Source organism: Phormidesmis sp. 146-20, assembly GCF_052939475.1.
This window is the reverse complement of the sequence record NZ_JBJPHT010000028.1, coordinates 20939-45699: the sequence shown is the minus strand read 5'-3', so window position 1 is coordinate 45699 and position 24761 is coordinate 20939. Positions and strand designations below refer to the sequence as shown.

Sequence of the window (24761 nt, the reverse complement as noted above, 5' to 3'; positions counted from 1 at the left end):
GATTCATAGAATGCTCAGTTGTTCATTGTCTGTTTGAGGTTTTTTGGCTGCACTGGTTTTTCCTTTTGTTTTTTTACTTTTGCCCTTTTTGTCATGTAAACCCTGGGCAACTTCTTCAGCATATCGATCGTGGTTCAGTTGCAACAGTCGATCGAGGACTTCCCGCCGCGCCGTTTCGCTGATGGTAAAGCGGATGCCCTGCTTAGTTTGGTGAAAGTCGTGCCCTAAGTCGAGGTCTTGCCAACCATAGACGATCGCGACTTGTTGATCCATTTCGAGGTGCAGCGATCGCAGTTTCGCAATGTCGGCTGCGGTCTCGCTTGCTTCGTGGAAGCGGTTGTAGGTTTTGGTGAGTCCTTCTTGTCGATCGAGCATGATGGATTGGCGATGGGTGTAGTAGGTTTCGCCGATCGTGTTTAGGGTTGGGAATTGGGTAGTGAGGTCTGAGGGATTGGGTGTGGGGAAAGGGAAATTATTTAAACAGTCAGTAGGAGCAAATTGCAGTGTTTCGCCAAGGCTACCAGACCAATATCTAGCCCAAAAATCATAGATACTACTTTGTAATATAGTAAAAGACTCACCACTTGCATCAATAAATGCAAACATTTTGTTAAGAAGAATAGTTCTTTCAGTTAACCAAGCAAATGATAAGTACTTAGAAACAACTGGGCAAACAAGAGTTTTGCTCTGTTGCCACGTAGCTTCATAAAGGGGTTTTGTAGGATGCTTAAATCTCCACCAATAGTCAGCCAGCTTATATCTTTGATTACCAGCTTTTTGACGCTCATCTTTTACATTTTCAAGAACGTGCTGCCATGCACCAGAATACTGAGAAGCTTCTTCTTCAAGCATCTCTCCAAAATAAATCACGAATCTGTCTGATTTCAAAGAAGGTGAATTGTTAAAATCATTTGCAGTGATACATGGAAAAATACAGGAAGCACTTTTTTCATCTTTTTCAAGGATTAAATAACGCTGCTCAGGCGTTAGAAAAAATCCCATGCCATGAACATACGATCCTTGATAGGAGTTAACAAGTTGAGCAAGTTGATTTGGCTGTTTATAGTTTCCGTCGGTTAGCTGAGAGCTAATGCAAGAAACTTCTAAATCATCAAGTGAGCGTCTGCCATTCCATGTTCCTTTACTCCAAAATATTTCCACAAATAAAACAGAAGCATCGCCAGACCACTTCCTTGAAGTAAAGGCTGAGTATAGTTCTGAACCACTTTTTGTCAGTTGCGCTAGACCCATATCGTGGGTGTCTCCTTCAATAGAAGTTTTAGTTCCGATAAAGCCTGCCGTTCCTTGCTTCTTAATTAGCAAATTACCTCTCAAATAGAAGTACGAAATTATATCGCTATTTCCCTTTTTGCCAAATGCAATATCTGACTTTAAACAGTTCAAATAGTCATTACCAAAATGTCCACTAAGATAGCGACCTCCAAGAAATGGAGGATTACCGACGATCGCACTAAATCCCTCTCCTTCCAAAAACACCTCTGGAAACTCTAGCAACCAATGAAACGGTTTTCGAGGCGCTTGAGTCTCTGGATTTCCCAGATTCATCATTCGCTCGGTACTCGCTTTCAGAGATTGAATCTCTAGAGATTCTTCCTGCGTTTCCTTCCGTTCTAGCTCTTTCTCAATTCGCTCAGAAACGACAAGTAAATCTTCTGTAAGTAAATTCGCTGTTTTTCCTGCATCTGCAAGCGCTCTAGCAATCAAGTGATCACCTACAAACCGCAATCGATCGATTAACTGTTCTGCTTCTTTAAACAGTCGTTCTTTCTCCTCTAAATCCTGAATCACATTCGTACTAAAGCTCTCTAGCTCTCGACGTTTCGCGATCGCTTCATCTAAGATTGGTCGCCAAATTTGCGAAGCGATTGGATAAGTCGTCGTTGCACGATCCGGCTTCAAATTCAAATACTCAATCTGTTCAGCGCGAGTAATTCCCAACAGCGAATCGCCCCACTTCAGCGCATGATCCAAAAACGTAAACGGTCGCCCTTTCGACAGTGTCACCAGCCACAGCGACAACTTCGCCATCTCCACCGCCAACGGATTCTTATCCACCCCATACAAACACCGATCCGCCACAGTCCGCTGCGCCACTAGCACCCGCTCCTCCGGCTCCTTCGGAATCGGACACTCATCTGGAAGCGCGATCGACAGCGTTCCCTCTGGCGCAATCACAATCTGCCCCGGATTTTCCGCCTCCGCCTGCGTCCACGCCTCCACCAATTTCCCCGCCAAATAGCGACAAGTCTGCACCAAAAACGCCCCACTGCCCATCGCCAAATCGCAAATCTTCAATTGCAGCAATTCAGAAGCCGATCGCAGTTTCCAGTCTTCTTTCGCTTTCCCCTCAGCCACACCCTCATACACCAACGGTTCCAGCGTGTACTGCACAATCTCCTCGGTCAAATTGCGCGGCGTATAGTGTGTTCCGCTCTGTCGTCGATCGACTCCTTCGGTGACATACACACTGCCTACTGAAATCACGATCGGATAGTCCAGTGTATCTTTCCGAATCAATCCAGCAAAGGGAAGAACGCGATCGAACAAATTCGGGTCATTATTGCAAGCCGTCCGTAATCGCTGCACCTCGCGAGGTTCAATCTCTGCATTCAGCAATTTCTTAATTGCAGCAGGTGATTTCCCCATCTGCTCTTTCAAAAATACCAATAGCTTGTCTTCACCCTCAACCTGATATCGCTCCAATTCTGCGAGTTCAATCTCCGGTTCCTGATAGCGCGTCCCCACCAATCCCAACACTGGAACCGTCGCCCGCACCGCCGTATGATCCAGCAAGCCCTCATAAACGTGCCCAATCTGCTCAATATCCAATGCTCGAAACGACAATCGACGCGGCTCGACTCCTCCAGGTACGCGAATCTGAAGAATTTGCAGTGCCTCTAACAAATGCAGCGCAATCCGATTGTTAATCCGCAACGGATCAGCCTCAGATTCTAACCAGTTCGTTCCCTTCACTCTGCCTTCTAAAAATGGAAAGCGATCGGGATCGAACAAACTGCCACCATACGCAGGAAGCTGCAACGTATTGTGAAAAATTCCGCCATACACCGCTCGAAACGTTGCTAACAATCGACACCACGCATCCGATCGCCGCTCTAACACTTCTTCGCCGTACTGATCCGCGTGCGATCGCAACTGTTCGCGCAACGTAGACACGGCATAGTGCTGGTCATAAATTGGATCACCCAGCAACAATAAGCCCCGCTCCTCTGCACAAAACAGAAACACCAACCGCATCATCACCGTCAGCGCCGCCTCATAAAGCCGAGGTTCTGAAATGTCTTTCAGCAATGCGCCGTTTTGATCTTGGTCAAGACGTGCGATCGCGCTCACCAACACCTCCACCGCCCGCCGCACCTGATAGCCTAACTGATCGGTCACTTCTTGCTGATCGGTCAAACTATCCGCCAGCAGCTTCTCTAAAATCTGAGAGTCATCGACTCCAAAAAATCGCCGCACCCCCAGCAAGCTCCGAAACGCCCGCAGTGTCAAATGCTCCTCGATCCAAAGCGAACTGTACCAGGAAATAAATCCGGTCGTTTCTCCTTTAGGAGCGTTCACCAGCATCCAATGTTCGCCATTCGTCACTAATCCCAACCGCACATTGCAAGCATGAAGCAATTCCATCATTCGAGTTGCAGGACTCGACGACGATCGCGATCCCTTCAATGGCTTTTCTAATCCCTGCCCCGATGGAACAATCTGCACCAATAGCCGAGGCTTTCCCGCGTCTGGTGTTCCCGTCGGATTTACCACAACCCAATCTGGTCGAATCGTCTCGCTCTGTTCCGCGATCGTCACGCTCAACCCCGCCGGAATCTGTTGCCCACTCAGCAACACTTCATCCGGCAATTCCAACGTTTGCTTCAGTACAAATTCCACCCAAGCCCGGTGAATTGCCACTTCTGGCTTCAGTCCAGCCTGATTATCCTGCCACTCTTCAAACGCCGATCGCAGCAATTTCAAATGTTCTGGATCATGAGCGTCTAACCCAGCCGGAAACGTCTTGAGCAGCACAGGCAAACTCAAAAACGGACCCGACGCTTCAACCAGAGATAACCATTCAGCGTGATGACGAGCAGTAGACATAGATAGTTACGGAGATTCAATCAGAACGGGACCTTCGGGAATAAATCGAGCTTGATAATTCGTCTTCTTATTTCTACCTTGCAACGTTCCGATCACGATTGGAGTTTTGAGCCGCTCCAATTCTTGCACCTCCCAAAATACCGCCCAAGTTGGACGATCAGTAACAGTCGATTTAGGACGATGAATCCCTTTTCCTGGATACCGACCGCGACGCGATCCAACATAGCCAACATACAATCCGCGCCAAGTCGCCTCTGAATTCAACGGCTGATCGCCTTTCACATGAGACGCATAAATCAAAACTTCGATCGCTTTGTTCGACCTCAGTTGCTCGACTTCTGCAAACAATTCAAAATCTATACTGCCAAACGCCACTTTCGGCACATCATTAGCCGGAAACTCATCGGAATCGAGTTGAAGCGCGATCGCTTCTAATCCAGAAATCAAGTGCATCTCTGGAACTGGAGCAAGCAGTGCGAAGGCATGAGTCTTTTGCATAAATCAGCAGCCGTTAAAATCAGCTTTTCTAGCCTACTAGGGACGAATAAGCTTTTGGGGAACCAAAAACATGACTGCCAGAGGAAATAGCCGTGCCGTAGGATTTTCAAATCGCTTCCGAATCAGTGCCGTTTCTTGCTCGATCTCGATCGGAATCTGTTCTGCTCTCGCTTTGAGGCTGTTCATATTCCGCTCAAACTGTTCCCGCTCTGGATTGCTGAAAATCTCAAGCTGTTCGACTTGAGGTTCCTGCAACTCACTGAGAATACTTTTCTGTAGCTCAGTCAGAATCGCAGTAATATCCGCAACCTCTTTATCCGCCCGATTCTGCAAATCCTGCTGTAGACTCGTCGATCGATCTGCTTTTCGTGCCTCTAGCGCCTGCATTGATGAACTCTCACACTTGTCCCACATCTGAGCCAATTTCTGCTGCATCGCTTCAGGAACGGTTCCTGGCAAAACTGCTCCCAATGCCGATTGCAGTTTGATCACTCCTAATCGGCTAAATCGTCCCTCTTTCAAGATTCCACCCGCCGCGATCATCTCTTCATGCAAGCGTTGCTGATCACTCCCTAAAATCACTAATCGCCCGTATGCGACGACGGCTGGAGTATCCAAACCCGACTGCGACGAAACCACTCTCGCCGTCACCCGATGCAACTGCTTTCTGCCCTCAGTAGACCAAACCTCAGCCCGCAATAACCGTAGACACATCTGCACTAGGCGATGGTTCAAATGTGCCAACACCACATCATCTCGCCCATGTGCCGCATCTGGATCAAAGACGATCGGGCGAATCTCTTTTGTATGCGGATGCTCTAATCCTTCCGCACAAGCCGCCCAACTGCTTTTTAACTGAGGCAAATAAAACGATCGACCCTGCACTCCTTCGATCTCTGCTTCGATCAACGCGGGCTGATCCGCTAACTCCAACCCAATTTGCACCACTGATTCGATGTTCTCTGGAGTTAATCTCAAATTTTGCCGCGTCTCATGCAGTTGTTCGCGCAGCTTTTCAATTTGATCTCGCACTTTCCGCTCAAACTTCAGCATCCGGCGCACAGGTTCCGATTCGCGCTCTGCGATCGTCGTATCCAGCGTGACTCGTTTCCCTAACATCGCTTCTTCTAACTGAGCCGCGATCACAGAACCCACTTTGCCCAAGTCTTCGCGAATATTGTTCACCTTCAGCGCCGCCCGCATCAGAAACTCTAAATCGCCTTCCAAATCTCCTGGTCGAGTTGCCCCTGTTTCTTGATTCTGATAGTCTTTTCCCACGAAGTGATAGATCTGCACTTCACTCGATCGCTGTCCATGTCGATCGACCCGTCCGTTCCGCTGCTCCATCCGATTCGGATTCCAAGGAATCTCATAGTGAATCAGCCGCGAACAAAAATTCTGTAAATCTAACCCTTCCGAAGCCGCATCGGTTGCAAGCAAAATCCGAACCGGAGAAACTGCTGGATCAGTCTGGAATGCAGCTTTAACGGTTTCGCGATCGTCGCTGTCCATCCCACCGTAAAGCATCATTAGGCGATCTCCCTGCACAAATCCCTCTGATGCCAGCAAGTTATAAAGCCATTTCTGCGTCGCTCGGTACTCCGTGAAAATAATCACTCGCTCATTCGACCATTGCCCATCGGGACAAATAAAGGTGTTAATCCATTCCAGTAACTGAGTCGCTTTCGCATCCGGTTGTCTTGCAGCAACTTCTGCCCACTGAAGCATCTCACGCAACAACTCCTGTTCTTCCGGTGCAAGGGCACGAAAGAGTCGGCTCGTATTGTCGATCGATTCATCCGTCGCCGCTTCGTACAACTCATCATCTGCAAACTCTTCTTCGACCTGCTCGATTTGCCGCCGCAGAATGCCCTCAACGGGTTTAGCACTCAAACGACTCTGGCGACGACGCGCCGTAGTCAAAGACGATTGATGCTGTGTCAAAGTGGTGAGAAATGCTTCTGGTGAGGAAAACAATCGTTTCTTCAGCAGCTTCAGCACAAATTCCGTCGCGTACTTTTCGAGATTATCCCCTACGCCTTTTGTGCGGAGTTCCGTGTATCGCTTTAGCGCCGCGTGAACCTGTCGCTCTGCTTGTGGATAATCCACCGAGAGCGCTGCCAATTTTCGCTCTGGAAACATTGGCGACCCGTCCCAGTTCTGCATTTCCTGCTTTAACCGCCGCACCATCACGACCTGAAGCTGATTGCGATCCGGATTCACACCTCTGGCAAATCGCTGAGAGTCCAATAGTTCCAAAAGTGCTGTAAAGCTCTCTGGATAACCGTTGTGAGGCGTTGCTGTCAGAAACAGCTTATGTTCAAAGTGAGGAACCATCTGGCGAATCGTAGCGGTACGCTGAGAGTCGATCGCATATTGTCCACCGCCAGAGGGAGCCACATTATGCGCTTCATCGACGATCAGTAGATCGAACCGACGTGGATAAATCGACTCGCCTTCGGCAGGCAGCACTTCTCGAAGCAATCTCAAAGGTCGATCGCGCTTGAGAAAATCGATCGAGGTAATCAGTCGAGGGAAATGAATCCAGGGATTGACGTGAATCCCTCGCTGCCGCCGCAAGTCTTTCATCAATTGACTATCCACAATGCGGAAATCTAGCCCAAACTTATCTCGCATCTGATCGCGCCATTGAATCTGAAGTGAAGACGGACACACAATCAGAATCCGCCGACACCGATGTCGAATCACCAATTCTTGAGCAACTAAACCCGCTTCGATCGTCTTCCCCAATCCCACATCATCCGCGATCAGCAAATTCACACGCGGCATCTGAATCGCCCGCACAACGGGATCAAGCTGATAATCTTCGATGTCGATTCCGCTCCGAAACGGAGCCTGAAGGGTACGAATGTCGGCAGAAGACGAAGCGCCCCACCTTACCGCATCGAGAAACGCATCGAGTCGGGCTGGATCATCAAATCCCGTCGGTTTCGGCAATTCCACTCGCTCAAACACCTGTGTTCCGGGTTCTAACTCCCAAATTACCTGAAGTTCTTCGCCTAGACCGTCATCTTCGATCGAGGATAACAACACGAGATGTTGAGCAGGTGTGACTTTGGAAAATAAAACACCAGCGGGCAAAGTATTCTGACGCACATCAGTCACCACATACAGCCGCTGTCGCACCTTAATCAGTTGTCCCTGCTCTGGAATGGCTTTAATCGCGCTCATGATAATAAATACAGAATCTTATATGAGTTGAGGCTGGGCAAATCGGTCACTCCAGCTATCATACTCATACGGGTATAAAATGACCCCTGGTTGTAGAGATTAATTCCTGATTGAAAGTTTCAAGATTATCTTTTTTCAGGCAGCGATACAGTTCTCCTTCAGGGGCCCTTAACTGTTCTAAAGAAATTCAGTTTGTTCTTCCTCGAAAATCCTAAGATTCAGACTGTAGTGTTCATCAGAGGTTCTATCTATCAGCTTCGTGAACAGAATGTTAAAACACAGACCTTTCAGCCAAAACTTGATGGTTGCTGGACTCAGTATCATAGGTTTGAGCAGCTTACTCGCTCCGCGTCTGCTTGCCTCGTCTACTCCCACAACTTTGCCACAATCGTCAAAGCAGCCATCATATATCCCAGATACCTTGCGATCGCAGTCAGGAATTGATTACGCCCCGCTTCAACAGTTACTACAAGCTAAAAAATGGCAGGAAGCCAATCAGTTGACTTCGGTTCTAGTCCTCAAAGCTGCTCGTCAGGAGCAACAGGGTTATTTAAGGGCGACGGACACACGAAATTTAGCCTGCTCAGATTTAAAGACGGTCGATCGACTCTGGAAGGCTGCCAGCGGTGGACGCTTTGGGTTTAGTACCCAAGCAACCATTTGGCGAAACCTCAAGGGAACCAGTTATGAAGATTCCTTGCGATTCGAGCAGCAGGTTGGCTGGAATTCTGATCTTCCACCCGCTACTGTTCCAGCAGGATTTTATCCCTTCCGACCCGCAGGTCAAACAGGCATCAAAAACGCTTTCGGAGGCTGGTGGATTCGAGAAATGCCATTAAGGTTAAAACAGTGCGGCATCAATTGACGTTCTTCACAATGTGTTAGAAGAATTGCTGGGATTGGAGCGGGACGGTTAAGGATTTCCAGTTCTTGATGAGGACGATGATCAATAGGAACGACACACGACGAGTCTTGACCTAGAAGTTGATGAAAAGAACTGGGGAAAATTTAGATTCTAAACAATCAACTCACGCTAGAATTCTTGTCATTGGTTAGTCCCAGAAGGTCAGTTGAAATTTATGAAGCTTCCCAAGATTCTCGCTTTCGCGAATCAGAAAGGTGGGGCAGGCAAATCTACAGGAGCTGCCCACGCAGCAGAATGGCTGTCAAAGCAAGGGCATTCCACAACCCTCATAGACGCTGATGGACAACAAAGTAGCTCTGTCTGGCTTAAAGAAATTGGTCTGCCTTACCAAGTTATTAGCGATCCCGAAACCCTATTTGAGGCTTTGCCAAAACTATCAGAAGAGTTTGATGTTGTGATCGTAGATGGCCCCGGATCGCTCTCCGAGGTCACAAAGGCAATTCTAGCAAGGTGCGATCTTGTCCTCGTCCCCTCTCGCGACTCCATTATTGATCTTCGCAGCACTGGAAAAATTCTTCAGTTTATTCGTCATGCCAAAGAGCTTCGTGCAGGAATGCCTAAAGCTGCGATTTTCTTAAATGCAGTCAGCAAAGGCTCGGTTCTATTAAGAGAAGCGCAAGAGGCGCTGGGAGATAGCCTTGTTCCTTTGATGGAAACTGTAATTTACGATCGCCAATGTATCAAGGATGCACCCGGTCAGGGTTCTACTGTTTTCGGAATGCGAGGAAAACCTGCGAAAGATGCCGCTACAAATTATGAAGCTTTGTTCAATGAAGCAGTGAGGTTCTTCAATGGCAAATAGGCGCAGTCTGAAAGATGCGATCAACTCAGATTCACAACTTTCTGAATTTGTGTTTGGCGAAAAGCTGATCGAGCAAGTCTCATCAGAAACGACAGAACAGGTTGCTTCTTTGTCTTCCATCCATCGGACTTCATTGCAAAAACGGCGCTACTTTGATCAGCAGAAAATAGAGGAATGGGCAAACACAGAAATTAAAGCAAATGGAATTCGCTCTGCTCTATGGGTCAGACCCCTATTAAATGGTGAATCTGGAGAGTATGAGTTAATTGCAGGAGAACGGCGCTACCGAGCGGCTCAATTTCTAGGCTTACCCACCGTTCCAGTTAAGATTTTTCATCTAGACGACAAACAAGCACTGCTTGCCTCCCTGGTTGAAAACCTTCAACGACAGGATCTCTCTCCTTTAGAAGAAACGGAGGGAACTTTAGACGCTCTGGCAATGGAGCTAAATGCTTCGGTAGAAGAAGCGATCAGCCTGCTTTACCAGATGAATAATGCCACCAAAGGAACGGTTAACCAAAACGTTTTGGTTAGTCCAGAAGCGGAGCAAGTTGAAAAAGTCTTTAAGTTTCTGGGGCGCTTATCCTGGAAGTCATTTGTCTCTAGCCGATTACCTCTGCTGAAGAAGCCCCCAGAGATTCTAGAGGCTCTCAGAAGCGGCAAGATTGAGTACACCAAGGCAATGGAGATCTCCAGGCTCAAGAATGAAGACCAAAGGCGAGCTTTGCTTGATCACGCCGGAGAGCATCATCTGTCTCTGAGTGAAATCAAGGAAAAAGTCAAATCTGTTCAAACTGCTCCTTCGGACGAGTCTGATGACCAAATTTCTCTAGAACAAAGAGCCGTTGACACCTTTCATCGAGCAAAGAAAGCAAAGATTTGGAGCGATCCTAAAAAACAACGTCAAATTGAAAAGCTCTTAGCACAGCTAGAGGCACTGATCGAAAAATAGCCGAGACGAGAATTCAGCGGCGGCTAGTTTGAGCTAACCAAAACGTTTTGGTTAGTTTAAGAGACCAAGACTTAGTGCCTATCCGAAAACCGTAGGATTTATGAGAGACTGAAGGGAAGGGAGTTTCAGAGGTTTTATGCCCATGACTTTCACCGAGATCGACCCCGCTTTCCGCCTGCCCAATGAGGTGTGGGAACGCATTCAAAGTGTCATTCCATCGGAGCGTCCTAAACCCAGAGGAGGACGACCGAGAATGGAGAATCGCGCCGCCTTAGATGCCATGTTTTATGTACTGCGAACGGGCTGTCATTGGAAGGCCTTGCCGCGCAGTTTAGGCGCTGCCAGTATGCTGCATGACCGCTTCAGCGAATGGGTAGAGCAAGGGGTATTTTTAGCGATGTGGGAAGGGGGGTTAAAGCAGTACGCCCAAGAAGTGGGAATTGAGTGGGAATGGATGTCGATGGACGGGGCAATGGTCAAAGCCCCATTGGGGGGGAAAAGCAACTGGGGCGAATCCCACTGACCGAGGCAAGTCTGGGACAAAACGCAGTCTCTTGACGGATGGGAACGGCATTCCACTTGCAGTCGTGATTGATGGCGCAAACCGACACGATATGAAATTAGCAGAAGCTACGCTAGAAGCACAGCGAATCATCCCAAAAGATTGTCCAGAAGGTGAACGCCGCCACTTATGCTTAGACAAAGGGTATGATTATGCTGAAATTCGCGAGTTAGTGAAAGCCTGGGGATACGTGGGGCACATTCCGCCGCGAGACGAAAGTAAACGCATTATTGATGACATTCCGAATTACCGAGCGAGACGCTGGGTAGTCGAGAGAACACACTCCTGGATGAATCGATTTCGACGGCTCTTGATTCGCTGGGAGAAACGCTCTGAGAATTACTTGGGAATGCTACACCTTGGCTGTGCATGTATTGTCATCCGGGCAATTCAAGTTTTCGGATAGGCACTTAGAGGTTTCAGTTTTGGTCGTTCCCACCGCGCTGTACGGCTACCTTGCAGTTCCCCATTGGGGTAAGGTGTACCTGAGAGGTCATCCTTTTGCTGAAATGGCGTTGATGTCTATCCGATCGCTCCAAGTTCTTTGTTCCACCACGTTCCGTGTTTTGTCCTGAAGAAGACAACATGTTTACAAGATTTACGCCGATTTTTAGGGTCAGAGCAACGAAGTAGCACCCTGATCTCATTGTTTCTTTGATATTGATACTCCTCTAAAAAGTTTTCGCAAACTGGACAAGGATGTTCAGTGAGCTTGCCTACTTCTTCAGATTTGGACATCGGGCGTTCAGCAACACCCAAACGCTGATGGGCACGATCCAACGCAGGCTGAAAAGCATTCTGATTCCAGTCAATCAAGTAGCGTTGCCAGTCCCGTTTCCCATCCGCGATCGCATCCAATGACGCTTCCATCTCTGCGGTTAATCCAGCATCAATTAAATTTGGTAAAATTTGGGATAAAACTTCGTCGGTTTTCAACCCCACTTCCGTTGGAATCATCACTTTTCCCTTCACTTGCACGTAGCCCCGCTCCTTAAGAATTTTCATCGTAGTAGCGTAGGTGCTAGGGCGACCCACCCCCAAACGTTCGAGGGTTTGAACCAACTTTGCCTCGCTGAAACGCGCTGGGGGTTGACTTTGTTTTTTCGTGTGAGCCGCTTGCTTCAACGTGAGAGGCTGTCTGTCCTGGAGCGTTGGCAATTGAGCATCTTGCCCCAAGTCATTCCAGTATTTTGTATATCCTGAGAAAACAACAATACTGCCCCGCGCTTCCCACACCAATTCACCAGAACGGATGACAGCACGAGTCTTCTGTAATCGAGCCGAACCACATTGAGATGCCATCGCCCGTCGCCAGATCAAGTCGTAAAGCTTGAATTGATCGGGTGATAATTGGCTCTGGATCAACTCTGGCGTAATTTCAAGATAGGTGGGACGGATTGCTTCGTGCGCCCCCTGTGCCCCAGATTTGTCACGATGTTTAACCGTTTTGGCGGGCACATTGTCAGGATCATACTTGCCAAGCCACTGCCGCGCCGCATCGCAAAATTCAGGCGCAAGGGTTACGCTGTCCGTCCGGTGATAGGTGATCAACGCCTTTCGTCCCTGCGGTAAATCCACCCCTTCAAACAAAGCCTGAGCGATCTGCATGGTCTTCTCCACACCGAAACTGTAACGAACCCCGGCTGCTTGCTGAAGGGAACTCGTCGTCAGTGGTGGTGGCGGATTTTTCTTCACCTCTCGTCCTGCAAACTCGATCACATGATGGGGATGAGATTGGGCGATTTGAACTAATTGATCCGCCTGAATTTGGGATAGCACTCGCTTCGATTCAATCTGCTTGGCTTGGGAGGTATCCGCAGCGTCGTCGGTTTGCAGATCGTCACTGTCGCTATCCGCAATTTGAAGCTCATCAAGTCCACCCAAGTAGTAGGCTCGAAATCCCTCCCCATACTCAACCCAGACGCTCCAATAATCGGTCGGCTTGAAATTCTGAATCGCCCGTTCCCGATCGCAAACGAGGTGCAAGGCTGGTGACTGCACCCGTCCTGCACTCTTCCCACCGCTCGACTGCCACAGAATCGGAGAGACTTTATAGCCCACCAGCTTATCGAGGCACTGCCGCGCCTGCTGCGCTCCGACCAACGCAAAATCCAACTCTCTCGCATTTGCGATCGCCGCCTTGACCGCAGCTTCGGTAATTTGAGTGTACGTCACGCGCTTGTACTGCCCTTTTTTAAGCCGTAGCTGCTGCATCAAATGAAAACTGATGCCCTCACCTTCTCGATCGGGGTCAGTCGCCAGATAAACCATTTCAGCGTTTTTAGCGGCTTCTCGAAGTTGAGCAATGATTTTTTTGCCACGATCGACACGTGGTTGGTAGCGGCACTCAACCTGATTAGGGTGGAGCGTAAAGCCTAATGAATCTTCTCCATCTTGAGCCAACTCCGTGATGTGTCCCAACGAAGCTTGAATATTCCAATCTGACCCCAAAATAGACTTCAGCGTTCTAATCTTATTTGGCGATTCAACAATCAGTAGTTTGGTCATGGGGATTGTTTGGTGCATTGATTTGGATACGTTCACAGTTCAGAAGTTATCGTCCCTGCGCGATTTCAGAACGAGACGGCTGCTGGGGACGATTTGCTTGCTTCTGGTATTCATTGATCGCGTTTTGCATGGCGATGAAATCTTTTCGACTTAACTGGAAGCTTGGGTTAGAAAAATTAGGATCTCGCTCACTGGTGGGCTTGGCTTCCTGATCTGTTCCTTTTAGCTGCGCCTGCCCCAGTTGTTTGATGTGATTCAGTTGCTCCTCTCGCCCCATTTCCCGTGCCGCTTGAAACCAGGTGATTAACTGCGATCGCGTTGGAGTGCGAACTGCTTCCGACTCTGAAGCATCGCGAGTCATCGCTTGATGAGCAGCTTCTGACAACTGAAATTCAGGATTGCTATAGCTGGAGTCGCGCTCCTTGACAGGTAATTTAGCTTGTGAAGTGCCGTCCAGCATATCTTGAGACAACTCCTTGATGCGCTCCGAATACTTTGTTTGACGATCCAAAATTCGGGCATCTAACGACCAATCTCGCATTTCCTGTAATGTTGGGCTGTGCTCGTTCATCTCCAGTTGAGCGATCGGAACCACATTCGACGCAGACAATTCAGAAACAGGCTCAGGCTTTTGAACCGAAGATTTTACCGTTTTATAATCTGATGGTTTTTCAACTCCCGCAGACTGCAACTGAGTTTCTAGTTCAACAATCTCCCCAACTACACTTTGAGTAGCTTCACTCACTTCTTCTAGGTTCTCCTGGTGTAGCTGTTCCCGTTGCTTTTGGGACTCTATGTGAGTTTGCGTTTGCACGTCCTCGTTGGTTTCAAGTTCTTGACGGATTTGTGCGATCGCTTCTTGCCAGCTAACGCCTTCCTCCTCCATAATTACGAGCATTTCTTCAGCAACATCCGCAAATTCGAGCGTTGAGTAGTCTACTTCAAGGTTACGAATTGCCAGTTCAATGTCAATCGGCAAAACAGGCATATCATCAAATTCTGAAGCAGGGGTTACGCCGCTCTGAATCGGGGTATCACTTCTTTGAAGTAAAGACTCCAGTTGAGCGACCACGGCAACCTGATCCGCTAGTTCAAGCTCTTCGACATAGGGAGGCAGTTCTTCTAGTAGCGCCTCAGTTGCCTCCTCGATCGTTTCTAGATTGGGCAACTCAATTCCCAGCATTTCCCGCGCCTTTTCACGCTTCTCAAAGGCAAATAAGGGCTTATTATTGTCGTAGAGGCATTGAAGAACTTGCATTGCTTGCTCTGCACCCACGCGCATCTCCATGCGATCGCCAATTGAAACAAACTCAGTCTGCGCGGCTTCGAGCAGTTCTTCATCCAGGTAGTACCGCCCACCTGTCGCCTTTATCTTAGGCGTGACTAGAACCAAGCCATCATTGCTAGTTTTCCAGACCTGAAGCACCTCATCCTGTGTCTTCAATTTTGCTTGGGTAGTGTCAAAGAACTCCTGGCAGCTTGCGATCGCAGACATTTTCACCGGACGCTCATCCAGAGCTTTATCGATATCAAAGCCTTGCTTCATCAGTAAGCCTTGGCGGACGCTTCCCTTGGCATCGGCGAAGTTAACCAGCTTACCGTTCGGAAACTGCTCAAAAGCTCGAATCACGTTCCCTGTAAAAATCTGGCGTTTTTCTCGCCCCAAGCTCTGCCGCTGATCAAACACATCATAGACCTGAGTGCCCGACATCGTTTGCTCTCGTCCTTCCACTAAAATGCCGTTGGCACGCTCTGTATTGATTCTTGACAACGGGACAACAATCTGACGAGTCGAGTCTGCAACCTGAATCTGCATCTTCCAGTTTGAGGGCAAGGTCGGATTAGCACCTGCGCCGGAGCGATCCATATACTTCTCAACCACACCATAGAAAATACCGTCTTTTTCGCTAGAGATCAGCACAGGCTTTCCAATGGGCAGCTCTCGCATCGTTCGAGAAACCTGAGCAAACTGGCCATGCAGCTTCTCATCTAATTTCTGCATTGCCCCAGATAACTGATTAGTTTGTTCCTCAGCATCCAGTGTGGCGTATTGCTGATTGAGCCTAGCTCGATGCTGAGTGCGATACTCCAGCGTTTGAGACTGCAATGCGCGAATCGTTTCCGTTGTTTTCGTCTTAGCGAATCCCTCAAACTCCATCTGATCATGGTGATCGAGTCGCTCGATCGGACTCAACTCTATTTCAGAACGCACAGCATTGACCACTTCCAGCGTAGTCATCGGCTTGCGTTGAGCCTTGGCATCCATTACCTCTAGATACACCGCAGCCGTGAACGGACTATCAATGGCTGCTTTAGCCGGGGAAAGCTCCATCCGCGCCAGCGTTTTAGCATCAAAATCAAGCGTTTCCGCCTCTAGGATGCTCTGACCCATTGCTTTCTCACGCTCAACCAGTTCGCGATACTCCTGCTCGATCAGGTTATAAACGGCTTCTTGTTGAGCGACGGGTAGAAGGGGAATGCGCCCTGTCACTTTGTTGACCAAGCCATCAGTCTCAAAGCTGTCGATTTCTGATTCCTCAGCCAGCCCGCGAATTGGATAGCCCAACTTGGCATGAAGGTCAGGACGATTTGCCATCAGTTCCAGCACAACCTGGTCGCCATACTCATTCATGAAGTCGGTCACATTCCCCAGACTAAAGCCACTTTCCCTGGCAGCCGTTGTATTGGCATTGAGACTCGCCATTTTCTTCAACAGCACCGCAGCCGGACGCTTCTCAGCCGGGATGTTACCCATCAAAATCGTAAAACTTGGATTTTCAACCTGTCCAGTGCGATGAATTCGCCCCAGCATTTGCATGAACTGGTCAATGTTGAGTTCAGGTTGAGCAATAATCATGCGCCGGGGACGCTGATCCACAAACTTTTCTGAAGCATGAAGGCTAATCCCTGTCGAGCCGGAGCGATTCAGAATCAGGACATCCAGATTGCCAGCGTTAAAAGAATTGACGTTTTTAATCGCGGCAGCCGTGCCTTTCTCGCCGCTGGTGCGAACTTGGTAAAACTGCTCTCCGTTTGGGGCGTACTCTAGTCGGTCTTCGCGCCCGGTTACTTCATTGGTGCGATACCCCTCTTGCGTAAGGCGATGCTGAATATAGTCGATCGGGGAAACTGGAACACTACTCCAGTGGGTCTGATCAATTAGCTCAGAGCATTCCTCATACAAATCCAGGGCTTCGCCTTCAAGTACCTCATCGCTGAGTCGGTGTCGAGTGCTGTTGCCTGCATAATCTTGCAGCGTAACTTCTCGCGATCGCTCCAGATATCGACGCAGCAAGTCTCCCACATCTAGCCGGATGGGATCGCCAGGGCGCAATCCCTGCTCATCTGCCGATCGTCCAATAATTGACCCCATCGTGTTTGCCACGGTAATCACAGGTTTTTCACCACGTTGCAGCGAGTCGAGCGTTTCCTGAACGGTTGCCTCTGCCTTCATCGCCAGTAACGTTTGACTGATGACGTTATGCATGATCGCCGTGAAGTTGGTACTCGTCGCTCCGGCTCCACCCGTCGTGTTATCTCTTAGCTGTCGTTTGGCATCGGCTTTAAGAGCATCGTCCAATCCCTTGACAGACTGCTTTTTTGCGAGGTCAAATTCCATGATGCGGCTCATCGCGCCTGCCAGGTTTTCTGCCATTTCGGTATCGACCGCAGCGACTTTGGCAGAAAACTCGATCCCCTCGTAGGAGCGTTCCCGGCGGATGTATTGCCCTGCTTCACTAAGCTTGGCGGCTAACATTTGCTGAAGCGGGATGCCTCCCGACTGAATCATCGGCACCAAGTTTTCTTCATTCTCAACCGCATGGCGCATTCCAGTTTTGGTTGAATACAGCGTCATGACGTAAGGATTTTTGGCGTAGGTGGCAGAGGAATACACTACGCCTGCGGAGCGGTTCACCAGCTCCCGTACAAAATCAGCGCGATCGAGTGCCTCAAAATTTCCTTTCCACTGCTTTGCAGTTCCCCCGGCGTTGTGGCTTTCGTCCAGGATCAGAATTGAACGCGAAGCAAAGGTGCGTAGGAAATCACGACGGTCAGTATCCTTACCCTTAACCGTTTGCATCTGAGAGTAAGTGGTGAAGACAGCATCGTACTCCCCTAAATCACCCGCTACAGTCAATTTCTTGATCAGCTTTGCGTGACTATCAGCCGCCGCTGTTCTAAGCTTGGTTCCGTCAGGTAGGGGAATGTTGAGTCCGTTATTTGTAGGCAGAGGCTTAACATCGGTGATGCCAATGTCGCTCAAGTCCCGCATGATATCCCCATACAGTTTGGGGTCTTGCGTCACAAAGATCGGCGTGAGTCCTTGCTGTCGGGCATACTCAATCACACCTGCTACAAATCGCCCTTTGCCGATTCCGGTCTGATCGCCAATGATGAAGGACTCATTCTTTTCTAAGTTTGCGATCGCAAGTCCTAAAGCATCGACCTGCTCTGCACTAAAGCGATTGTGCAGCGCCTCGGTATCGTCAATACCAAGCTTTCCGATCACATAATCATCAATCTGACCGACTCGACCTTCAAGGCGCTTTAGGGCGTTGGAGACGGCGGTTTGCATATTGACTGGAACCAGTGTCTCAACAGAGTTTCCCTGACTGCGAGGCGTGTAGGGAACCTGCTTAATCTCTTGCTCTTGAACGTCTAACTGCTGTTGTGTCATGTCCTGCTCTCCTAGGTGCATACTGCTACCATTCGCTCTAGCCACTCGTCCAGCGTTGTCTCTCGGATTAGTTTTTTGATCTTCGGAGTTGCTGAGATGGTCTCCAGCGGAAACTCCAGAAGGTTCTGTTCCTCGGTCAAATCGTTCGGGTGCAGGAATATCAGACGTTCCTGAAGCTCGAAATTGTGAACTGTCAGCGCCTGTGCCCATTCCAAGTTCGGCGCGTCCATCGGCGGCAATTCGATTTGATAAAGTTGAGTCTGCACTACGGCTTGACGCATCCGAGTCTGGGCTGTCTGAGAATCGTCCTGCATCATCCACTCCAGCCGCCGCATCAACTGGTTCATGTAATCGTCCATTCGCTGAAGCGGTTTCCCACTGCGGCTCAAAACTACGGTTAGCTGGCGAACGGTTGAATCTTGAGTCAGAGGGAGCCATGCGTATTCGGCTTCGAGGTACATCCGGAATCAACTCCTTAAGGTCATTAAAAGTGGTGTAGGTTTTTGGCAAATCAGCCGCAGGCAAGCGGCGCTGAGATTTACCGCGTCCTTCAATCACAATCGCGTCAACGGGGAAACTGGTGCCCTGCCTTGCATACAAATTTCCGGCAATGCAAAAGTGCTGAGTAACGTTGTAGTTATCGTAGAGGCTTTTATAAAACGCTCTGTTCTGAGCATTGTTATAGGTACCAGAAGCCTTCTGGTCATTACCCACCTTGTTTGACATCGGCGCGCCCAAAATCAGCACGGCTTGACCATCCTCTTTCATTGCTTGCAGAGCATGAAGCGCGATCGCGTGGTCTATTTGGGTAGTGTAGTACGGTTGAGTAGTAGAACCGCCTCGAACTCGCCATTCCTGGTTTCGTCCGGTCTGTAGGTCTTTTACCGCGCCGAACGGTGGATTCATAACCACGACATCCACAGGCTGATGGGGTAGATACTCAGCCGCATTATGCTGAGTCACCGTGTAGCCCTGGCGTTTGAGATCAGCAGCCCGATCTGAATTAAGTTCGTTGACGATCGCATGAGCGGGATTAGCATCTAAAATCAGTGCCCCATGCCCCGCTGATGGCTCGTACACTGTTTTGTCAGGAGTCAGTCCAGCTAACACCCCTGCAAGGTAAGCGATCGGGATTGGCGTGCTGTACGCCTGCTGACGAATGCTAGTAGACGATCGCGTTGCCAGATTTGGCTGGCGTTGGTACAGATCAACTAACTGATCGAATCCATCTCGCGCTGTGTCTGCCTCTGCCAAAATCACCTGCGCGGCTCTGACCAATCCAGACTCGATCGATTCCTCAACTAGCTTCGCTTCTAGAGAGCCTGAACGAACGGGAACATTCAGAACCTCGGAAGCGTATTTACGAGCGTCCACGATCGATGTAAATCTGCCTCCCTGAGCGAAGGTAGCAGCAAAGGCATCGGTTAGTCGCTGAAGTTGTTCATCCATTGATCATCACCCCTAGATTGGGAAGTCATAGCTACTGACTTAACGTTCTGGCTCGATTTTTTTGACCGTTGATTTCACCTCGCTGATAGCTTCGGATTTGAATTTAATCTGGCTGTTGTTTGTGATGTTGACCGGGTTTGCTGAGGTAGTTTGCGCCTGATAGATTTGGGCAACCCCTGTTGATCCTCGCTCTTTCAAAAGGTCGCGAAATTGGCGAAGATCCTTTTGCATTTGTTCGTAGTCAGTAGATGAAAGCTCCATCGGCAAGGGATCGGTCAGCGCCTCGCGGTACAGTTCCTTAAAGTCCCTGCCTGTGCCTTCCGCCCCTTCACGCCCCAATTTCTTAACGTGTTTTACTTGAGCATCCCCTCGTCCCAGAACCTTAGATGCCAGAAGCCATTCACTGAGTTCTGCTGGTGTTGGAGCAGGTGGCTTTGATGGAGCTTCGATTTCAAGTTCACGATCGAGGGTTTGAGTCCGTTCTTCGACTGTGCGATCGCGAGTCTTTTGACGAGGTGAAGTCGGCGAAACTTCAGGCTGAGTGGAAGACTCCTGCCTTGGAACGGCTAACTCTGGTTGACGAGACTGAAGAATATCAGCATCCTTGACCTTCTCGTAAAGCGCCTGAAAGTGCTGGGCATTTTCCTGAGACAGGGCTTGAAGAATTTTGCCATCGCGCACTTGCAAAATGTCATACCCTTCGTAATTGTCATGAATAGTAATTGCGCCTGGGTCATCACGGCTGAAGGTATAGCGATCTGCCTGCCCCTCGGTGCTTTGGCTGCGATAGGTGTTCTGTTCAGTTTGATCTAAAACATAGCTTGCAACAAAGACCGCTTTGGAGCCAGCAGGAGCAAGATCGCCAAGCTGTTCTATCTGTGTTTTAGAAGTTGGGTCACGATTGATTGCCTCTGCGCCTTTTTCAGCAAGATTTTCTCCCGCTTTCACGAACTCGGCTCTTTGCGCCGTTGTAGTGCCATCTTCAACGATCAGAATTTCTTCGCCCAGTTTCTCAAAGCGTAAAACCTCATTAAAATCTTGGTCTAAGACCGAGTAAACGGGCTGCGCCTCGTCTTGCCTTATCTTGATTGTGTAGCCCTCAGCCTGATAGCGATCGCTCTGCCCAAATTCCTCCAGCACGGCAAGCGCTGTCGCCGCCATTGTTTTCTGCTCTAACCCCTCCAGAAAGCTATTCGCAGAAAATTCTAAATCCTGCTCAGACTGGTCAGTCTCTTCCGCTTGCGATGATTCCTCTTGTTGCTGTTCTTCCTCCTGTTTTTTGAGTCGAGCTTCCATCTCTCGACGCTGTAGTTCTGCGATCAGATAGCCTAGCAACTCCAAAGTTGACGTTTGCAGAGATACAGCGCTACTTTGTGCGCTACTCGCTTGGCCACCGTTGACAAATAAATCACTCACAGGAACGACTCCTATACCGTTTCAAACTCATCGACTGCATCAAACTCTTCGGCTGCATTTTTCATCAGCTCTGCCAGCGTTGTTGCAACAGGTTTAGCGTTGTTATTTTTTTGCTCTCCTTCCTGGGGAAGTGGAGGAATGACACGGCTCAATTCTTGTTCTCGCACCCGAATATCGTCTACCGTTACACCTCGTTTTTTGGTTTGTTTCTTCAATCTCTTGATCAATCTGGCGAAGCCTACTTTCCCAACTTCTTCCTTCTGAAGCTCTGACTTCGTGATCCGAACTCGCAGGCGAAGTGGAACATTAGACTCTTGCTTGTTGGCATAGGCAGGATTGATAAAAATGCAGCTTCCAGATGGCAGTTTGAGAATCTCATCGGGTGCAATGATTTTCTTGGTGCGATCCTGGTCAGACATACTGCGACTGTTGCCGCTTTTGCCCGATGAGCGGCTCTTCTGCTTGAAATGGATTTCTTCGTCTCCCAAGTACTTTGAGAAGTATTCTGCCGATTCGTACTCACCAGGGTTAAACACAAATTTGGTATTACAGCCAGAAAGCACCGCACGCGATACCTCTTTGCCGTATGCCTTCTCTAGCTGAGTCATATTCTGATAGCCCAACACACCGCAGAAGCCAGCAGAGCGGCTTTCATTGAGCCAGTTTACGAGAGACGGCAGCGCGATCGTCGGCAGCTCATCTAAGAAAACCGCCAATGGGTCTATGCGCTGTTTAGCGACGTTTCGAGTCACGATCATGTGTAGAACCGTTGCCAAAATTGGGCCAATGATGTCACGGCGGTTTTGATCCATGCCAAAAATGAGCATTTGCTTGCCTTCTAAGTCCAGTGGAATCGTCGATTCTCCGCACAGGCAAGGCAAAATGTCCGGTGAAACAAAGTTGGTGAACATCAATGAAGCTGTTGCTGCAACGCTGGCAGATGTTTTCTCCGATTGCCGCATACTCATAAATTGCTCCCAACTAACTCGCACCCACGGACTCAGATCGGCAGCTTTGACGCGATCGATGAGTTCTGACGGATCAAGCGACAAAATCTTTTGACACATCAGAAAGTCTGCATATTGAGTTAGCTTCGCAAGTTGCAGCACCGCCTTGATCAGTTGATCGCCAGACATTTGGAAGAACGGATCGTCTCCACCCTTACCGCCACTCAAACTGAAGTTCTTGTTCAAAACCTTGGCAATCTGTCCAGCCGTTTCCGCATCATCTGCACTCTTCAAAAAATCGAGCAGGTTACACGATTCAGTTCCCTCAAATCCAGGTGCAAAAATTCTCACGTCGTAGCCCATTTTCTTGGCATAGGCAGCATGAGTCTCTGCTTGTCCGCCAGGAAACTTAAAGTCGTACAGAATGATGGGGAAGCCTTGGTCAACAACCGATCGAATCATCGGGTCAATCACTGAGTAAGTTTTACCCGAACCTGGCGCACCGCACACGGCGGTTCCCCGCTGTCCGTCAGGAATTAGAATCGTGGCGGTTTGAAGCTTTATGTTGAAGCGCTTGACGGCTTTGCCCTTCTTCTCAATCGGCTTCGTCAGCGGCATAATTTTGGGGCTATTAATCCAGGTCGTCAAACCATTGCGCTTGCGATCATTAATTTGTTGAACGGCAACGCGACGAGCTGCCGATTTCTCGGTTGCACCTGCCCATCGCGCCGTTGCCAGCTTTCCTTTCTTGTTGGTTTCTTCTTTCGTAAACCACCAGGCAGCCCCTCCACCTGCGACCAACATTAATAAGCCTTGGGGATTCCAAAGCTCTTTTTTGAAAGGCTCAAGCACTGGAGGGACTTGAATATCAGGAAGCTGGAACAAGTCTTGCTGCGTAGCGGCACTGGCGGGATGAGCGATGCTGAGAGTAGCTGCGATCGCGGCAGTATTGAGGAGTATGTGAACGAACTTAGCCATACAGGAATGAGTTGTGAAACCCTTGCAGTGAATGGAAGAATAACTGCGGGACTTGATTTGCACAGCCCAAATGGGGCGCATAAACCGCAAGACAAAATGCTGCGAATAGTGCTAATGAAAAACTGATCCATCGACAACTGGTTTCGTCGGCGATCGAGGTTGTAGGGCTTCAGCAGGTTCTAGCACCTCTAGCGGCGGCACAAAGCCACCAGACACCTCCCCTGTCACATACCTTCCAGGTGGCACAAAGGGAAGTAAAGATTTCTCATGAACCTTACCAATGGGGATGCCTGATGAAGTTGGAAAAATCCACGGCGTACAGGAGCGTCCTACGACGGGAAGGCGCTTACAGAACGCGAAGCTCAAAGAGACATCCGCCGTGCCCGTGCTTTGATTGATGTTTGAGAGCAGAACTCGCGCTGCTGAACCAAACGGGTGGTTTCCAGGAGGCCCTTTGCAACTCCAGGGTTTACACAGAATGCCAAACCCATCAGGCACTCGCTGCCCTGTGGCATCCATCCAGGCGGCTCCATGAAATTCAGCGTTGCCAGGAGTCGCAATTTCAAAGTGAGGGCAGGAATTTCCTTCACACCGTGCGCCATTTTGAACCATATCCTGGCTGGTGATGCCGCCGCTTACAATGCGAATACGCTCCTGTTCTCGATCGCCAGCATTCGGCGTTCCCAAGGAGATATCAGCGATTCCAGTCTGAATCCCTGGAGGCAGCGACAGAGGCTTAGGCATTTGACCCAGGGACAACTAACTCACCTTCAAATCTCCAAAGCTGCTCAGGGATAAGTTCTCAGTATTCTGAATCTGCCCAATCTCAATCCGGTCTAGCCCCGGAATTGACTCCACTACCTTAACTTGAGACAGTCGTTCTGGCGAAATTGCATTGACCGCAGATTGACCAAAATCTGGTAGCGCTTTGGTGATTTCTTCAACTTTGAGGTCACCAAAAAATTGTCCTAATTCTGGTAGTTCTTGAGGCAAGGCATCGGGTAAGTTTAGTCCCTCTGGCAAGGTGCTCAAGTTAGGTAATCCGCCTTGAAAGACGCTGCCCAACTCCGGTACAGCACCGTTTTCGCCTTTTAAGATACCGCCGAGTAAGCCTTGGACAATGGATTGCAGCGACCCGCCGATACGATCGCGACCAAGCAGATCGCCTAGCGCCGCTAAATCAGACAGCTTTCCCTGTTTCAGCTTGTCGAAAATAGTTTGAAGGGCTAACTCCTTAAGAAGTGGCACCTCCGAAAGTTTCATCGCTCCAGCATTGAGTCCAGCAGCTTGAAGGAGCTTCTCCGGCGTAATGTTGCTGAAAAAGCCGCTCATCTTATCTACGCCAAGCGAAGACAGATTAACCTGAGTAAGCGTCGATAACTGATTAAGACTTGCATCTGGCAAGCCCAACATTTCAAAATTGCCAACCTTGAACAAATCGTCGGGGCTGATTTGATCGCCCACTTTAAAGTCAGTGGGTAGCGGCGCACCCACCGCCGCAAACTGTTGCTGCAAGTCCACTGTAAAGGGGATGGTCGGAAAATCCTTAATTGGAATCTGAGGGATTTTTCCTAAGTCCTCGATCGCTGACCCAGACATCCCTGGGAAAGGAGCGATCTCCGCACCTGCTACCAGTGAAAATGTGAAGTTAGATAAAACAAGAAGAGTCGTTGCTGATAAAACATAGAAATACCTGAGCAGTTTTTGAAAATTTGGTCTGACCATT

Annotated in this window: 13 protein-coding genes; 4 read left to right on the top strand and 9 right to left on the bottom strand. The window is 49.2% G+C overall.

Annotation, left to right across the window (positions count from 1 at the left end; all coding sequences use genetic code 11):
* Positions 1 to 3: 3 nt before the first annotated feature.
* The 3 genes from ACKFKH_RS20235 to drmD are packed head-to-tail and all read right to left on the bottom strand — an operon-like array spanning position 4 to position 7818.
* The gene (locus tag ACKFKH_RS20235; RefSeq protein ID WP_446860148.1) at positions 4 to 4128 is read right to left on the bottom strand and encodes an Eco57I restriction-modification methylase domain-containing protein; all 4125 of its coding nucleotides are present in this window, start codon (positions 4126 to 4128) and stop codon (positions 4 to 6) included.
* Between the two features lie 6 nt (positions 4129 to 4134).
* Positions 4135 to 4626 carry a hypothetical protein gene (locus ACKFKH_RS20230; protein ID WP_446860147.1) on the bottom strand — a complete coding sequence of 164 codons (492 nt, stop codon included), beginning with the start codon at positions 4624 to 4626 and terminating at the stop codon, positions 4135 to 4137.
* A 36-nt stretch (positions 4627 to 4662) separates the two neighbouring features.
* Positions 4663 to 7818, bottom strand: coding sequence for a DISARM system SNF2-like helicase DrmD (gene drmD, locus ACKFKH_RS20225; protein WP_446860146.1), 3156 nt, complete (start codon positions 7816 to 7818; stop codon positions 4663 to 4665).
* A gap of 268 nt (positions 7819 to 8086) precedes the next feature.
* Between drmD and ACKFKH_RS20220 the strand changes: the two genes are divergently transcribed.
* From ACKFKH_RS20220 to ACKFKH_RS20205, 4 genes are all read left to right on the top strand, one after another.
* Complete coding sequence (locus ACKFKH_RS20220; RefSeq protein ID WP_446860145.1) at positions 8087 to 8683, top strand: GUN4 domain-containing protein; 597 nt, start codon at positions 8087 to 8089, stop codon at positions 8681 to 8683.
* 214 nt (positions 8684 to 8897) lie between these two features.
* Positions 8898 to 9545: an AAA family ATPase gene (locus ACKFKH_RS20215; RefSeq protein ID WP_446860144.1), complete on the top strand. Its 648-nt coding sequence runs from the start codon at positions 8898 to 8900 to the stop codon at positions 9543 to 9545.
* A complete protein-coding gene (locus tag ACKFKH_RS20210; protein WP_446860143.1) occupies positions 9535 to 10497 on the top strand; it encodes a ParB/RepB/Spo0J family partition protein in 963 nt (320 codons plus the stop codon). Before ACKFKH_RS20215 ends, ACKFKH_RS20210 begins: the two co-directional genes overlap by 11 nt.
* Before the next feature lie 142 nt (positions 10498 to 10639).
* Positions 10640 to 11465, top strand: a protein-coding gene (locus tag ACKFKH_RS20205; RefSeq protein ID WP_446860142.1) for an IS5 family transposase whose coding sequence is annotated in 2 segments (ribosomal slippage) — positions 10640 to 10987 and positions 10989 to 11465 — 825 coding nt in all. Because the reading frame shifts where the segments join, the coding sequence is not laid out codon by codon here.
* 116 nt (positions 11466 to 11581) lie between these two features.
* On the opposite strand, the gene topA is transcribed toward ACKFKH_RS20205, so the two are convergent.
* The 6 genes from topA to ACKFKH_RS20175 all read right to left on the bottom strand — a co-directional run bounded on the left by topA (position 11582) and on the right by ACKFKH_RS20175 (position 24760).
* On the bottom strand, positions 11582 to 13567 hold the full coding sequence (topA, locus tag ACKFKH_RS20200) for a type I DNA topoisomerase (RefSeq protein WP_446860141.1): 1986 nt from the start codon (positions 13565 to 13567) through the stop codon (positions 11582 to 11584).
* Between the two features lie 46 nt (positions 13568 to 13613).
* Positions 13614 to 19694 (bottom strand): strawberry notch C-terminal domain-containing protein, encoded by a 6081-nt coding sequence (locus ACKFKH_RS20195; protein ID WP_446860140.1) that lies wholly within the window; start codon positions 19692 to 19694, stop codon positions 13614 to 13616.
* A 39-nt stretch (positions 19695 to 19733) separates the two neighbouring features.
* On the bottom strand, positions 19734 to 21110 hold the full coding sequence (locus tag ACKFKH_RS20190; RefSeq protein WP_446860139.1) for a hypothetical protein: 1377 nt from the start codon (positions 21108 to 21110) through the stop codon (positions 19734 to 19736).
* Between the two features lie 11 nt (positions 21111 to 21121).
* A complete protein-coding gene (locus ACKFKH_RS20185; protein WP_446860138.1) occupies positions 21122 to 23035 on the bottom strand; it encodes a type IV secretory system conjugative DNA transfer family protein in 1914 nt (637 codons plus the stop codon).
* A gap of 111 nt (positions 23036 to 23146) precedes the next feature.
* On the bottom strand, positions 23147 to 23779 hold the full coding sequence (locus tag ACKFKH_RS20180; RefSeq protein ID WP_446860137.1) for a hypothetical protein: 633 nt from the start codon (positions 23777 to 23779) through the stop codon (positions 23147 to 23149).
* Between the two features lie 15 nt (positions 23780 to 23794).
* Complete coding sequence (locus ACKFKH_RS20175; protein WP_446860136.1) at positions 23795 to 24760, bottom strand: hypothetical protein; 966 nt, start codon at positions 24758 to 24760, stop codon at positions 23795 to 23797.
* Position 24761: the final 1 nt, after the last annotated feature.